Origin of the sequence: Sulfitobacter sp. PM12 (assembly GCF_045586035.1) — a bacterium.
In the GTDB taxonomy this organism is placed as follows: domain Bacteria; phylum Pseudomonadota; class Alphaproteobacteria; order Rhodobacterales; family Rhodobacteraceae; genus Sulfitobacter; species Sulfitobacter pontiacus.
In genome coordinates, this window is the sequence record NZ_CP151534.1 from 128,825 (window position 1) to 143,043 (window position 14,219).

General features: G+C 59.9%; 15 protein-coding genes and 2 pseudogenes. 6 read left to right on the forward strand and 11 right to left on the reverse strand.

Annotated features, from left to right (window positions below; translation table 11 throughout):
- Positions 1–279: 279 nt before the first annotated feature.
- The 3 genes from AADW22_RS17780 to AADW22_RS17790 are packed head-to-tail and all read right to left on the reverse strand — an operon-like array spanning position 280 to position 2,827.
- Positions 280–1,164: a type II secretion system protein GspK gene (locus AADW22_RS17780; protein WP_342580059.1), complete on the reverse strand. Its 885-nt coding sequence runs from the start codon at positions 1,162–1,164 to the stop codon at positions 280–282.
- Complete coding sequence (locus AADW22_RS17785; protein ID WP_407474839.1) at positions 1,161–1,688, reverse strand: type II secretion system protein GspJ; 528 nt, start codon at positions 1,686–1,688, stop codon at positions 1,161–1,163. Before AADW22_RS17785 ends, AADW22_RS17780 begins: the two co-directional genes overlap by 4 nt.
- The gene (locus AADW22_RS17790; RefSeq protein ID WP_288960083.1) at positions 1,685–2,827 is read right to left on the reverse strand and encodes a penicillin-binding protein activator; all 1,143 of its coding nucleotides are present in this window, start codon (positions 2,825–2,827) and stop codon (positions 1,685–1,687) included. Before AADW22_RS17790 ends, AADW22_RS17785 begins: the two co-directional genes overlap by 4 nt.
- Between AADW22_RS17790 and AADW22_RS17795 the strand changes: the two genes are divergently transcribed.
- Positions 2,821–3,480, forward strand: coding sequence for a type II secretion system protein N (locus AADW22_RS17795; RefSeq protein ID WP_139283829.1), 660 nt, complete (start codon positions 2,821–2,823; stop codon positions 3,478–3,480). The genes AADW22_RS17790 and AADW22_RS17795 overlap by 7 nt on opposite strands.
- On the opposite strand, the gene gspF is transcribed toward AADW22_RS17795, so the two are convergent.
- Genes gspF through gspL form a run of 4 tightly spaced genes read right to left on the reverse strand, consistent with a single transcriptional unit; the run spans position 3,477 to position 7,721 of the window.
- The gene (gene gspF / locus AADW22_RS17800; RefSeq protein ID WP_180829670.1) at positions 3,477–4,694 is read right to left on the reverse strand and encodes a type II secretion system inner membrane protein GspF; all 1,218 of its coding nucleotides are present in this window, start codon (positions 4,692–4,694) and stop codon (positions 3,477–3,479) included. The genes AADW22_RS17795 and gspF overlap by 4 nt on opposite strands.
- Complete coding sequence (locus AADW22_RS17805) at positions 4,694–6,226, reverse strand: GspE/PulE family protein (protein WP_407474840.1); 1,533 nt, start codon at positions 6,224–6,226, stop codon at positions 4,694–4,696. Before AADW22_RS17805 ends, gspF begins: the two co-directional genes overlap by 1 nt.
- Positions 6,223–6,678 (reverse strand): type II secretion system protein GspM, encoded by a 456-nt coding sequence (gene gspM, locus AADW22_RS17810; protein ID WP_407474841.1) that lies wholly within the window; start codon positions 6,676–6,678, stop codon positions 6,223–6,225. The genes AADW22_RS17805 and gspM overlap by 4 nt, the downstream gene beginning before the upstream one ends.
- Complete coding sequence (gene gspL, locus AADW22_RS17815; protein ID WP_407474842.1) at positions 6,675–7,721, reverse strand: type II secretion system protein GspL; 1,047 nt, start codon at positions 7,719–7,721, stop codon at positions 6,675–6,677. The genes gspM and gspL overlap by 4 nt, the downstream gene beginning before the upstream one ends.
- 181 nt (positions 7,722–7,902) lie before the next feature.
- Here gspL and gspG point away from each other — a divergent pair, with 181 nt between their 5' ends.
- From gspG to gspD, 5 genes are read left to right on the forward strand one after another with little or no spacing between them, the layout of a single operon-like run.
- Positions 7,903–8,388, forward strand: a complete 486-nt coding sequence (gene gspG, locus AADW22_RS17820) for a type II secretion system major pseudopilin GspG (protein ID WP_340263369.1) — start codon at positions 7,903–7,905, stop codon at positions 8,386–8,388.
- The gene (locus tag AADW22_RS17825) at positions 8,385–8,867 is read left to right on the forward strand and encodes a prepilin-type N-terminal cleavage/methylation domain-containing protein (RefSeq protein WP_180829660.1); all 483 of its coding nucleotides are present in this window, start codon (positions 8,385–8,387) and stop codon (positions 8,865–8,867) included. The genes gspG and AADW22_RS17825 overlap by 4 nt, the downstream gene beginning before the upstream one ends.
- Positions 8,864–9,226, forward strand: coding sequence for a type II secretion system minor pseudopilin GspI (gspI, locus tag AADW22_RS17830; RefSeq protein ID WP_289081699.1), 363 nt, complete (start codon positions 8,864–8,866; stop codon positions 9,224–9,226). The genes AADW22_RS17825 and gspI overlap by 4 nt, the downstream gene beginning before the upstream one ends.
- Positions 9,223–10,098, forward strand: a complete 876-nt coding sequence (locus AADW22_RS17835; protein WP_407474843.1) for a type II secretion system protein N — start codon at positions 9,223–9,225, stop codon at positions 10,096–10,098. The genes gspI and AADW22_RS17835 overlap by 4 nt, the downstream gene beginning before the upstream one ends.
- A gap of 47 nt (positions 10,099–10,145) precedes the next feature.
- The gene (gene gspD, locus AADW22_RS17840; protein ID WP_005848548.1) at positions 10,146–12,041 is read left to right on the forward strand and encodes a type II secretion system secretin GspD; all 1,896 of its coding nucleotides are present in this window, start codon (positions 10,146–10,148) and stop codon (positions 12,039–12,041) included.
- Between the two features lie 33 nt (positions 12,042–12,074).
- Here the strand turns inward: gspD and AADW22_RS17845 are convergent, their stop codons facing one another.
- From AADW22_RS17845 to AADW22_RS17860, 4 genes and pseudogenes are all read right to left on the reverse strand, one after another.
- Complete coding sequence (locus tag AADW22_RS17845; protein WP_407474844.1) at positions 12,075–12,986, reverse strand: DUF4198 domain-containing protein; 912 nt, start codon at positions 12,984–12,986, stop codon at positions 12,075–12,077.
- Positions 12,928–13,560, reverse strand: a pseudogene (locus tag AADW22_RS17850) (transposase). Before AADW22_RS17850 ends, AADW22_RS17845 begins: the two are co-directional and overlap by 59 nt.
- A gap of 63 nt (positions 13,561–13,623) precedes the next feature.
- Positions 13,624–13,887 carry a hypothetical protein gene (locus tag AADW22_RS17855; protein ID WP_407474845.1) on the reverse strand — a complete coding sequence of 88 codons (264 nt, stop codon included), beginning with the start codon at positions 13,885–13,887 and terminating at the stop codon, positions 13,624–13,626.
- Positions 13,877–14,207, reverse strand: a pseudogene (locus AADW22_RS17860) (TRAP transporter large permease subunit); the annotation flags it as partial. The pseudogene AADW22_RS17860 and the gene AADW22_RS17855, both read right to left, overlap by 11 nt.
- Between the last annotated feature and the right edge of the window lie 12 nt (positions 14,208–14,219).

A 14,219-nucleotide genomic window follows, 5' to 3' on the forward strand; every position in this document is an offset into this window, starting at 1 on the left:
GTTGAAGAGTATCTCAGTTCTTGTGGTTGTGGCCGGCGTTCTAGTCGCTTGTGGTAGCAGCGGCGGACTAAACGGCATTTCCAAATTGGGGGCCGATTTTGTGCGCGCCTTCAACCAGGATCGCAATGCCCAGCCGATCTCCCTCGCGGGGGTCACATTGCCACGGTTCCCGACGAGCGAACCTTTCAACCCCTAGGTTGATTGGTTCCTTTTCGGGGGTGTGAGAATAAGAAAGAGGCGCGGCCGCTCCATAGAGTGGCCGCGTTTCGCATTTTACCCTTAGGGACGGAAGGGCTTTGGGGCAGGCAAGCTCCCCTGCGATCCCAGATGCTTTGAAAAGCTGCGCTCGATCGCATAGGTGTCTTTTCGCCCCAGCTTGTCTTCGCGCAGCAGCCGGGACGTCAGGATAACCGTCGTGCCATCCACTTCTGCGCGGCTTTCCACATCATAGACGTCTGACGTGAAACCAATGCCGTTCAGCGCGACAATGCCGGCGTCGGTCACGTCCCCGCGCGTGAGGAAACCGTTTTGTTCGCGCCGCTTGACCAGTTGTCTTGCGGCGGTTGGCGATCCCAGCACTGCCGCGATGACCGCTTCACTTGCGGTGTTGATGTTCACATCGCCGGGTTGCGGTAGCAGGCTGACGTGGGGGGCCAGTATCGCACGCGTCGGCGCGTCCAAAAGCTCGACCTCGGACAACGCGCGTATGGGGCCGCGGCGGGAAATTCGGTCGTTGATGTCCAAGGCCACGCTGTCGGGCAGGTCCAGAGATTTGACCAGCCGCGCAAGGATTTGCTGTTGCGAGAGACGCCCCGCTGCAAGCCCGTTCAAATCAAACCGCGCTTGGGCATCTGACACGCTGATCGCAAAGCTACCCGTCTCTAGTTGCACTTCTTCTTGTGCTGCCAACGCCCATGGTTCGGCCATATGGTCCGTCTCGGGTGCGACGTCCATATCCCGACGTAGCGCCACGATAATCGAGGTCTCCGCGCCCAAGGCCAGCGCCTCGGCCTGAGTCGCTGCGGCTGCTCGCTGGGTGCGTTCCATCAGGGATTCTTGCGAGGTGAACATCAAGACAACGATCGCAGACCCCAACGCGAGCGCCACCAACACGTTGATCAACACGACGCCGGCGTCCGGATATCGTATACCGGCGCGGCTCATCGGGGCGCAGGGCGGGTCAAAGACGAAAGCCGCCTCAGACTGCCAATTCCATCAATCTCCACGCGCATATCCACGGCCAGCGCTTCGCTCTCGCTGTCGGGGAGGGGCCACGTTGAATGCCAGTTACGATCCCTATCAAGCACGCGAAACGTCAGCGCGCTGACATCCAGTATCAAGGATTGCCGCAACAGATCATCCGCGTTTTGGGGGCCTATCTCGCGGCTAAGCGTATTTGCATCGTGCAGATACTGGCGTCTGGTCTGGCCATCATGCCCGAGAGTGGACAGGACCCCATCCCGAAGCGTCACCGTACCGGGGTCCGCCTGCACGATATCGCGCCCGAAGACCAGCAACGCCCGATCCAATTGTGCCAGATGCTCGAGCCGGCCATCGGTGCGTTCGCGGACGCGCAAGATCGTGTCCAGCGTGGTAAACGAGGCAATACCCACCAAAGCGAAAAGACTAAGAGCGACCAGCATCTCGATCAGGGTCACGCCAGCCTCTTGGTCGCGGATAAGGGTCATGCGCCGGTAGAGCCGATCAGGTTATTCGCACCGGTTGTCACGCTCAGGATAGCCAGCCCGCGTGCGCATTGTCCGTCCTTTTGGAAACGGTAGGGGCCGACGACCCCGTCGAAACCGGCGTCGCGCAGCAACCCTTTGCGGTTCTGCTGGCCGATGCGACCAAGAATGCGCGCCATTTCGACGGCATCAAAGGCCAACCCGCCAAGCACACCCGCCTCGGTTTCACTGAACGCGGTAAAGGCCGTAGCAAAGGCTTCGAACCGAACAGGGTCGGGTGCGGCAAACCAACCATCCCGCAATGCGTCGATCCGGTAAGGCGTGATCGAGGCCCATTGTTCCGAGCCAAGCAGCTGCACGCCAGCGCTCTTGATCGCCGCGGCCTGTTCTTCAAAGGGACCACCCACAACGGGCAGATAAACCGCATCTGGCAGCGCACCGCCGTTCGCGGCCCGGATCTTGTCGATCAGGCCAGCGGCGGATGCGGCAACAATCGCTGGCGGAGCGGTACCCCCTGTCGCCGCGACGACGGATTGCGCTGCCTGCGCGGACAAGGCACCAAATGGCCCCGGAGGAACAACAGTAACAACGTTGCGCTTGCCGCGGGTTGCCGCGAAGCCGAGGATCGATTTCGCTGATTGCTGCGGTGTGATGCCGAACACAAACAGGTTATCTCCGGCGATAGAGCTGTCGTTCGACAGTGAAACAACGGGCGTACCGCGCCCGACAGCTTCGGCGACTGCGCGGCTCTGGCCTGAGAAAAGCGGACCAAGTAACATCTTCGCCCCGCCGTCCATCGCTTTTTGCGCGGCAGCAACGGCTGTTTCGGGGCTATCGCCAGCATCGACCACCTCGACCTCGGCTCCTGGCCCGGTCGCGTTGCCGCCAAGGCTTGCGGCTGCCAGCATGATCTGTCCTAATGACGCACGCGGGCCGGTAAGCGGGGCCAGCAAAACGGCCTGTCCTACCGCATTTTCAGGCGGCAGTTCAGTGTCACCTGTCAAAGACAACCCGCCGCAGCCCGATAAACCAATGAGCGCCGATGACCCACCAAGACCCAACAATACCCGCCGCCGCGACAGAGGGGAAAAGGCACCGGAAGCCACGGTTTCGATGGATTCTATCGGCTGTGCTTTTGGCATCTTTTGCATTCCTCGTTTACGTGACGACATTGATTGTCACCCTCCCGGCATCGGCCTTGCGCCGTATTGCCGTCATCCCTGCTCCGATTACTGACCTGTATGGCGGCCTGTGGGAAGGGCGTGCTGTGTTGGACGGTGGATATTCGCTGGATTGGGACCTGCGCGGCTGGCCGTTGTTCGCTGCTCGCGGGGTCGCGGACTGGACCTTGCAAGGGCCCGACACCCAATTGACCGGCGTTGCGATCTTTACCCCAGCATCCATGAGCGCGACGGACATTGTGGGGCGTATCGGGCCCGGTTTGGTCGACCTGATCCCCGGGGCCGCATTGAAAAACTGCACGTCGCAGGCCGTCGTTGATGTGCAACGGCTGAGCTGGCGCAAGGGTGCCGCTGCAGCTGCGGGCGCGGTTCTGATCAGCGAAGGGCGGTGCAAAGATCTATTGGGGCGCGACACAACAGTGCCACAGATGACGTTGGACCTGACAACCCAAGGCCGCGACGCCATAGCAATATTGACAGACCGTGACAGCACGCTGGCCAAGGTCACGGTGACAGGGGAACGGCGGCTGATCGCGCGCATTGAGCCCGAAGGCGCCGTGCTTGTGCCGGGCATGCCGACGAGCGGGCCGATGATCATAGAAATGCCATTCTAATTCACCAGATTGTTGAGGTTAACGATCGGCAGCAGGATCGAGAGCACCAAAAGCATCACGATCCCACCCATGATCAGCAGTACGGCCGGTTCGACCAGTGCCACCAATGCGGCTACCAATGCATTCAGATCACGCTCCTGATCGTCGGCTGCGCGGGTCAGCGTTGTCCCCAGCACGCCCCCCGCTTCGCCACTTGCGATCATCGCGATCAGCATCGGGGGGAAGACTTTGGCATCGTCCAGCGCCCGTGAAAGCGCCGTCCCTTCGCGTACGCGTGCCGTGGCTTGGGCGACTTTTTCGCGGACGTGCAAATTTGGCACGGTCTGCGTAGCAGCGGTCAAGGCATCTACAAGCGGCACGCGGCTGACGGTCAAGGTTGCCAAGGTACCCGCGAACTGCACCGAGTTCGTCTTGAGAGAGAACCCCCGCGTCAGCACCGAACGCGATAGAAATCGATGCCAACGCAGCCGCATCGCCGGTTGCCGCAGCAGGCTGGCCCCGCCAAGGATAACGACAGCGAGCACGCCGAGCATTGCAATACCCCACGCATTGATAAAATCACTTACCGTAATCAACGAACGGGTCAGGAACGGCAGCTCCGCCCCGCGAGAGGTGAAAACGCGCACGATGTCAGGCACCACAAAGGTCAACAGTGCTACGATTACCGCAAGCGAAACGACGGCAAGGATCGCGGGATACAGCAACGCAAGCTGCACCGTCTGCCGGTTCTTTGCGCGGGTTTCCACGAAGCCGGACAGATGTTCCATCACTTGGCCAAGCTGCCCCGAGGTTTCCCCCGCAGCGACCGACGCACGGTAAAAGTCGCCGAACACCTGAGGATACTCGCCAAGCGCCTGCGCAAAGCTGCGCCCGTCGAGCACTGAGGCGCGCAGGTTCAACAACAGTGATGTAACAGCGGGCTTATTCTGCTGGTCTGCCACTGTCTTGAGCGCTTGCTCCACACCGATCCCCGAACCGATCAGCGTGGCAAGCTGTCGGGTCAGTAGGGTCAGCGCGCGGCGCGAAATCTTGGCCCTGCCAAAGCCCGCCCCCTTTGTCGCTTTCCCCTTTTTTGCGACGGTTGGTTCAACCGACAGCGGCGCGAGGTTGCGCTGGCGCAGACTGCTGCGCGCGGCGGCGGCACTTGCGGCCTCTATGATCCCCTTGGTCGACTTGCCTGCGGGCGTCATCGCTTCATAGGCATAGGCTGGCATTATTCATCCTCTTGTGATGCGGCAAGCGATATGCTGGGTTGCGGTGGGGCACCGTCGTGGATGGCGCGCGCGACTTCCTGTGCAGTGGTGAGCCCCAAACGCATCTTGGCGATGCCGTCGTCCAGAATGCTCGGGCCGCGATCCCGCGCCGCGGCGATCAGCTCGGCTTCGGATTGCCCTTCGTGCATTTTGCGTTCAAGCGCGCCGTCGACCTCGATAATTTCATACAGCGGCAGACGTCCGCGAAAGCCGCTGGCTTGACAGGTATCGCAGCCAAGCCCCTTTTTCACAATCTCTCCGGGCTTTATCTTTTGCCCCAAAAGATCGCTTTCCGCCTGCGTGACCTCGTGGTCGCCCAGACAGTCGGTGCAATTGCGCCGCACCAGCCGCTGTGCGATCAGCCCGCGCAGCATAGGGGCCAGCAAAAATCGTTCGACACCCATTTCGACCAGTCGAGACACGGCACCGATGGCCGTGTTGGTGTGCAAGGTCGAGATCACCAGATGCCCGGTCATGGCGGATTCCACGGCGATCTGTGCCGTCTCGCGGTCCCGGATCTCGCCGACCATAATCACATCCGGATCTTGCCGTAGAATGGCGCGCAACCCTCTGGCAAAGCTGAGATCGGTCTTGGCGTTGACCTGCATCTGTCCAACGCCGTCCATCGTATATTCGATCGGGTCCTCGACGGTCATGATGTTGCGCTGCCGATCATTCAGCATATCCAGACCAGCATATAGCGTCGTGGTCTTGCCCGAACCGGTCGGGCCAGTCACCAGCACCATCCCATCGGGCAAGGACAGGATCCGTTTCAGCACCGTATTATCGCGATCCGACAGGCCAAGATGGTCGATCCCGCGCAATGTCTGCCCCCGGTCCAAAAGTCGCAGCACCACACGCTCGCCAAATTGAGAGGGGATCGTCGAGATGCGCACGTCCAGGTCATACCCTCCGACCCGCAACGAAACACGCCCGTCCTGCGGAAGGCGTTTTTCAGCGATGTCGAGTTTGCCCATCACCTTGATCCGGCTGACAAGCAGCGGCGCGAGTGCGCGTTTCGGGCTGATTACCTCGCGTAGAATGCCGTCGACCCGAAAGCGCACCAAAAGTCGCCGCTCTTCGGTTTCGATATGCACGTCAGACGCGCCTTCCTTGACCGCCTCTAGCAGTAGGGCATTGATCAGCCGCACCACGGGCGCATCGTCATTTTGGGCCAGCAGATCGTCGATCGAAGCGGCGGTGTCCGCCAATGAGGCCAGATCATCGTCTGCATCCGCGGCCACCTGCGCCGCCTCGGAAGCGGAATCGCGGTAGATCGTACCAAGAGCCGCTTCAAACTCGGCAGCCGATATTTCCTCGAATGTCACAGCGGTGCCAGACACGCGCTGTGCTTCGATCAGGGCTTCGAAAGAGGCATCATGGCGGTATTGACAGCGTGGCTCCGCACTCTCTTCAGAAGCAGGTAATAGAATGACCCCTTGGCTTTGCGCGAAACCATAGGAAAGGCGGGTCTGGGTGCTGGCATGGGTCATTGCAACGATCCTAAAAGCAAACGCGCCGAAACACGGCCCGGTGCCGGGCGCCGATCCACCTCGAGCGCCTCTACCCTCACGTCGTGCTGCTCTTCCAGATCAGAGAGCCACAGCAATATGGTCGCAAAGGGCGTATCGTCCAAAGTGACCCGGATGCTGTCGTTTTCAGGCTCAATGCGCCGCAGGGTCAGGTTTGCCGCGGATGCCGAGGTGGTGATCCGCGTGGCAAGGGGCGTCTCGTTGAGCGGTTGCAATGACACGATCGTGTCGACGGACGCCAGCGCAGCTGTGTCCTGAACAAGGCGAAATGCTTGAATGTCTGCGCGCGCTTCGGCCTGCGCCCGTTGCAGAGGAGCCCATAGGAATTGATAGCCCACAACCACGATGGCGAGCGGTAGCACAATGCTCACCAGACGCTTTTCACGCGGGCTGAGCGCGGCAAAAGCTTTCATCCGCCATCCCCCCGCGCGATCCGCATTTCGACCTCTGCACCGCCATCGCCCGCCGTGGCGGCACCGCTGCGCACGGCAAAGCCCGATGCCTCTAGCGTCTGCTCGATGCCTTGCAGGTCGTCCAGGCCAGGGCTCTGCATGAGCACCACCAATGTATTCTCTGACGCGCCCCATGCCATGCGCCTGAAACCAACCGGCGCGTCCGTCAGCACGCGTGAGACATCGCTGAGCAGGGGCAAAAAGCTGCTTTCCGTTGCAACCACCTGCGCGGGTGTCAGGCGTGCGAGAACGGGGCCAACCTCTTGGGTTAGGGTCATGCCGGGCAGGATGTCCGATATGGCCAGCTCTGCAGCGCGGCGTTCTGTCTGTGCGATCTGAGAGAGGGCGCGCAGGTTCAAAGCCGCGATGACCATATGCAGTGCTAACGCAGCCCCCACAGCGACGGCAGCCCACTTCCACGCAGCCAACCCCCGTGCTGCAGCCTTGCGCGGCTGAGCAAAGCTGAAGGCCACGTCTATCGGGTCCGGTGGGGGTGGTGTGGCTGACAGATTTTCGGCCGGAAGATCCGCTCCCAACGGCTCACCAAGCGCGCGCAGCGACGGCCGGCCAGCGCGCTGCCATAAAAGCGGCAGCATATTCACATTAGCGGCAAAACCCGTCCCGTCGGAACAGCGCACAACCGCACGATTGCCTTCTTTCCAGACGGACCACGCGGGACCATTGTCGGACGGTGGACGGGGGATTAATAGATATTCGGGGAGGTGCGGCGCGTCTTCCTGTGTCACCTGCGTCATCACGTCATTGGACAGGACAAACGCCAGGTGATCCCCGGGCGACGCATCGGCAAGCGGGCCTTGGATGATCTGGACGGACTGCAGCGGTGCGGCAATCCGCTCTTCGACAGCAAAGGTGATCAACGCCTGCCGTTGCCGCGCATTGGATCTGGGTACATGAACGATAAAACTACTGACGTGTTCTGCACTGACCGGACGGGCGGCCAGCCCATCAACCTGCGGGCAATAAAGTTCGGCCCGTGCAACCATGGCCGAATTTCTCGTGGTCAAAGGCACTTTTAAAGCGTCAGACGCGGGCAGCCGTACAGGGCGCTCCGAGGCGTTTAAATCTGGCGTAATGCCTTGACTTATCACGAAAAATTACCTTTTCAATCGTCCCGTTGTTGCCATAGTATACGGAAAGCCACGTAACAGATAGGGAAACAGTTTCATGCGTCACTGGAAAAAGCTGGGGGGCCGCCCCGCGTCCGACCGCAGCCGCCGCGACGGTGAAGCGGGCGTAACTCTGATCGAGATGATGGTGGTGCTGGTCATTATCGCCTTGGTGGCGGCGATCATCGTGCCCAACGTTATCGGGCGCCCGGACGAAGCACGGGTGACCGTTGCGCAGTCCGACATCCGCGCAGTCGGCTCGGCGCTCGAACTTTACCGCTTGGACAACCGCACCTATCCCACGACCGCACAGGGATTGCAGGCCTTGGCCGTGCGTCCCACCGCGCCGCCCGAACCCCGCAACTGGGTCGCGGGTGGGTATCTGACCGCTGTGCCGGTCGATCCTTGGGGGAATGATTACATCTACGTCTCTCCGGGTGCGAATGGCGGGTTCGATCTGATGTCGCTTGGGGCAGATGGGGCACCCGGCGGCGAAGGGGTCGCGGCAGATCTGGCACATGGGCAGCTGCAGGCCAGCAGGTGAAAACCACGGCCGCCCCTGACCGACACCAAGACGCGGGCGTGACGCTTGTTGAGGTGCTTGTGGTACTGGTGTTGGTGGGAATAATGGCCGGGATTGTCGGGCTTAACATCGGCAGCGGGTCACGTGGTGATATTGCCAAGCAAGAGGCCGACCTTCTTGTCGCCAGGCTAAATCGGGCAGCGGACGATGTGATCCTGACGGGGGTGCCAATGGGCTTCGTCTGGGGCGCGGAGGGCTATAGGTTCGATGTCTATAATGGGGAAATCTGGGTGCCGCATCCTTTACCGGTCCTGAAAGAACCCCATCTGCTGGGCGGTCGCACGCGGATCGTTGGCAGCGCTGGCGCGATCGTCGTTTCCACGGAGTCGCGCCCGACGGGGGACAGCCCCTTGTCGCTTGAACTGCGTGCGGGTGACGGCGCGGCGGAGTATGTTCGGTTCGACGGCGTCAGCGCGGCGCATCTTCAGGAGGTAGAATGACACGTCACGACGATGCAGGGTTCACGTTGATCGAAGCGCTGGTGGCGATGGCCGTCCTTGCCTTGGGCGCCGTATCGCTGCTGTCGGCCACGCAGGGGCACAGTAAACGCATCGCCGATCTCTCGGATCGGGTCGCGGCACGGTGGGCCGCCGAATACCGCTTTTCAGAAGTCCGGGCAGGGGTGGCAATCGGCGCGGAGCCGCTTGAGGTATACGGCATTGAATTCGATCTCGATGTGACGCGCCGCCCGACCAGCGACCCCGACGTGCAGGCCGTCTCTGTCGGCAGCGCCCTTTCAGGGACGGATCGGGTTTTGTATATTCTGGATGGATATGTCGCATCAGGAGGCCCATCATGACGCGCTTTGACCATGTGGCGAAATGGATTCGATTGGGCGTGATCCTGACGGCCGTTTCCAGCGTGGCCGCGGCGGGTGCCGAAGCGACTTGGCGTGTGCTGGGCCATGATCGCGTTATCCCCCCTATTGCGAAGCTTCGCCCCCCCGCACAAGAGCCCGAGGCACTGCCCGACCTTGCGCCTGCGTTGGCTCTTGCGCCGTTCGGCGCTGCGGAAGTCGCGGTGGCAGATGCTCAGACGGCCGCAATTCCGCAGACCCTGATTTTGCTCGGGGTCATCGTCCGCGATGATCCGACCCGCTCGCTTGCATTGCTGCGATCGGACACGACTGAAGGCAACTATCGCATCGGCGATGAGGTCGTCCCCGGTACGACGCTCACCTCTATTTCACAAAACCATGTCACCGTGCTGACAAAAGACACCGAGAGCCGTCTTTATTTTGCCGGTGCGGATCTGGTCGCCGATGGTCCGCAAGTCCCGACAGGCGCGGAACGGCTGCTGGCGCTTATGACCTCTGGGCAGGGCAGTTCCATCAGTGAACAGGTGGATGCAGCTGCACGCGCTCAGCCCGTGACAACACAGGATTACATCGACATGTGGCGCGACCGCATCATCGCCAACCCCGCTGAGGTTCTGGATACGATTGGCTTGGTGCCAGGGGAAAAAGGATATACCATCGCTGAAAAGCACGACGTAGGCGTAAACCGCGCCGGTCTGAGAGCAGGTGACATCGTGACAAGTGTAAATGGTGAAAGCGTCGGCAATGTCGATCAGGATCGCGAACTGTATGACGTGATCGCGGCGTCTGGCTTGGCCCGTATCGAAGTCGAAAGGAATGGCCGAACGATCGTTATGTCATTTCCGCTGCAGTGAACCTTTCGCTTCGCCATATAGCAGCCTTTGCCCTCGCAGTTTTACTGATGCTGCCCGCCCCTGTGCGCGCTCAGGAAACCTTTGTCATCAATCTGCGAGACGCAGACATCTCTTTGCTCGTTGAACAGATTTCCGAAATAACCGGCCGCACCTTGGTGCTTGATCCGGGGTTGGTGGGAGAGGTGACTGTCGTCTCTGCCGAGGCGCTGGACAAAGAAGGCGTCTGGTCGTTGTTCCAATCCATTCTGCGGGTACGCGGATTTGTTGCCGTTCAGGCCGGATCAATCTGGCAAGTGATCCCCGAGGCCGAAGCGCGCACTGCGAGCGGACCTAATCTTGGCGAAGAAGTCATCGCTGGCAGTCAAGACTTCGTAACCGAGATGTTGCGCCTGAACCGGCTGCCCTCTGCCGAAGCCGTGCGCGTCCTGCGCCCGCTTGTCGCGGAATCGGGATATATCGAAGCCGTCGAAGATCCTAATGGCGTGGTCATTACCGATACCCGCGCCAATGTGGACCGGATCATGGCCATCGCGCGCAGCTTTGACGGAGATGCCCTTGTCCGCTCTGAGGTGCTGCGCTTTCGCAGTGCCGATGCGGTCACCGTCGGCAGTGCTATCCTAGAGGTACTTGGTCAAGCGGGCACAGGCGCGCGCCTGTCCGTTGATGCAGGGTCCAATCTACTGCTTGTCCGTGGCACGCCCGAAGACATTGCAGAAATTCGCAGCCTTGCCATCGCCATGGACGTTGCGCCACGGAAAGACCCCCGCGAGGCCGTCGCTACCACAGTTTTCAACCTCCAGTATGGCGACGCACAGATCATTGCAGACATCATCAAAGGTACGGTGGGGGATGCCACTGACATTACCAACGCAGTTGCCGCTGATGTGGGCGCACAGTCAGCCGAAGCCACGTCGGACGGACAATTTGTGCCGCTAAACCGCGTCGTCGCCCCGGATGCTGTCAATATCACCGCCTCTGTCGAAACGAATTCTATCGTTGTTCGCGGCACTGCGGCGCAGGTTCAAGAAGTCGGGCAACTCGTTCATGCCCTTGATGTGCGTCGCCCGCAGGTCATGATCGAGGCAGCTATTGTCGAAGTGTCCGGCGAGGTCGCAGAGCGGCTTGGGGTCCAGCTGGGGCTTGGGCCGAATGTGCCGAACGGAGCAATCGCCGCCTCGAACTTCTCTAATGGGGGGGGCGTATCGCTGGGGTCCGTGCTTGCTGCTGTTGGTGTCCCCGCCGGGTCGGCCTTGTCTACGGGACTGACGCTTGGTGCCGGTGGCAATGACTTTGGTATTTTGGTGCAGGCCCTGTCGCAGTCTACGAGCGCGCGGCTTTTGTCGACGCCATCTGTCACGACGCTGGACAATGAACCCGCGACCATTGTGGTTGGCCAGAACGTTCCCTTCCGGACGGGTAGCTTCGCCACCGATGGGAATACGGCGACCCCCTTTACCACGATTGAACGACGCGATGTCGGCATCACGATGAATGTCGTGCCCCGGATCACGGCCGGCGGTGTGGTGCAGCTGGTCATCGAACAGGAAATATCGAGCCTAACAAATGCCAATGTTGAAGGTGCAGCGGATCTAGTGACCAACCGGCGGGTGATTAATACAACCGTAATGGCCGACAACCGCGGAACAGTTGTGCTTGGTGGGCTGATAACCGACGACCGCATCAATGGCAGCAGCAAGGTGCCCGGTCTTGGCGATCTACCGGTGGTCGGAGAGCTTTTCAAATCGCGTAATGCCCGCAATACCCAGCGTACACTTTTTGTCTTTCTAAGGCCCACGATCCTGCGCAGCCGTGAAGATATCACCGAGGCTTCTTCGCGCCGGTTCAACCGCCTGAAAGCAGCCGACGCCACACAGCAGCCTAGAACGATCCTTAAAAAACAAGAAGTACAGCAGTTGCCTTTGGAAATTCAGGGTTTGTATTGATCCAAGCCAGTGGCACGCGCCCCCAAGACGCTGCTACCGTTCAAAAGTCAGCGACGCCCAATAGCTCACCCAATCAAAATCATTATGCTTTACCGGCAGCAATTTTACGCTGTTGATCATGATCTCTCCACGAATGTAATCCGAAAGCGTCAATATGCCATTCGCATCCGTCTTCATATGCTGCGGTCCTGTCTCGGCTTCGGACCCAACAGGCCGCGCAAATACCTGAACCGGTTGATTGGCGTTTGCTTCGCCATTCAAGAGCAGCTGAAAGCGGACCGGCCCGTCCGAAGTAACATAAGGATTATCCAGCGCTACCCACTCGTAAATTGCGCCATATGCACGATCCTGCCCCCTTTTGTCGCCCACCCCCACCAAGGCTTTGGCATAACGGAAATAGGCTTCTCTGATGGGCTGACCCGGCCGAGTGCTAAATACTTCGGCACCACGCCCTACGGTTTCAGCAAATTCACGAAAGTCGGCCAGCGTGTCATGCTTCAGGGTGCTTGCATTTGAAACAAGTACAATAGCGTGCAGCCCGTTTTCGCCCGACTGGAGGCTCAACGACGGGTTATCTTGTCCGGTAAACGCCAGCTCTGTTTCAACGTCACCTCTGGAAAACAGGGCCGAGCTGTATCCCTTCGGAATGAAAATATAATCCTGCCCGACAAACTCAGATCCGACCAATAAATCCGCCTCAATCGTTGCCTGTGACGGGAAAGTGTAGGCCCGAGGTTCAATCCAAAATTCATGCGCCAAGGCAGAATGGGTGGCCAGAAGCCATATGGTCAAAGATTTCGTGTATAGAGACATGATCATACCCGTTTGCTGTTTCGGCAGTGCCAAGTTGTTGGCCGTGTGTCGTAGGGTGTTGCTGGTCTGTAAATCACGCCACCACTTCGATGGTGTATTCTGCCCAAAGGCTGAACGCGTCATCTCGGGCATGGCGATATGAGTTTGCGGCGCGTTGAAATCGGCGGGACGGAAAATCAGGTTGGTCTGATCGTGAGCGGATAGCAACCTCTGAGTCTGCCGATGTGACTTAAACCGGCCGAATATCTTCTCTCGATTGCGGGTCGGCCTGTGTGATCCGTCGATGGTGTTGTCCAATCCCTCGTGGGCGCGGTGGTCAGCCTCCGGTGCCAATGTTTTGATCGGCTTGACACAGCTGCACAGCTTGTCGGTGATCATGACCCTCGGCTCACCGAACTGAGTGATCAACATTTGGAGAAACCGCTTGGCTGCTTTCGTGTTTCGTCGTGTTTGCACGAGAATGTCGAGGACGAACGCGCCGGCCGCAATATGCGAATTGTGGACCAAAGCGAGTAACCCACAACCGGACTGCTTCCCGGCTTACAATCACACCGCGTTCGGCCACCAGGTCTTCAACGTCGGCCGTGCTCATTGCGACGCGATGGTAAGACCAAACAGCGTATGCAATGATTGCGCGAGGGAACTTGAAGCCCCTCAGGCGCAGGACACTGATTGGGGTTTCATGACGTTGAAATAGCCGGATCATGCAAGCTGAACAAATTGGCAATGCCTGTATCTGTCAAAGCCAGCAGCAACTACACTAAATTGGTCAAAACCATAGGCCTGAGAATACAACCGCCAGCCCGGCCGCGCAGAGCGCGATCGTCGGTATGGGTCGGCGCGCTCCGATCAGACCGGACGAGAGTAACGTCAGACCCAAGGCCACGCGCACCGCCGCCAAGAGAGCGGCCAGTGGAGCGTCCGAGAGCCGCAGCATGTCTGGATTGGCGACCATGCCCAATGGAATGATATAAAGCCTGATGCCAAGTGCCATTGCTGTCAGCGCGACCTTCAACCAGTTCTCGCCGATCATAGGTGTTGATGCCCATCCAGACCGCGACGAAATACAGCAGCGCCGGCAGGGCTGCGGCGGCCATAATGCCGGTATAGAGAACGCTGGTAAGCTCGACCACGACAAAGACACCGGCACCCATCAGGGGTGGCATGATCTGCCCGCCGGAGGAGGCTACGGCCTCGACCGCGGCGGCAAGGCGCGGGATAGCCAAGCTTCGTCATCGCGGGCAGGGTGAGCGCGCCGGTGGAGGCGACATTCGCCGAAGCAGAGCCCGAGATGGAGCCGAACAGGGCTGACGACAACACCAAAACCTTGGCGGCACCGCCCTTCAGCCGACCCCCCCTTCTTTT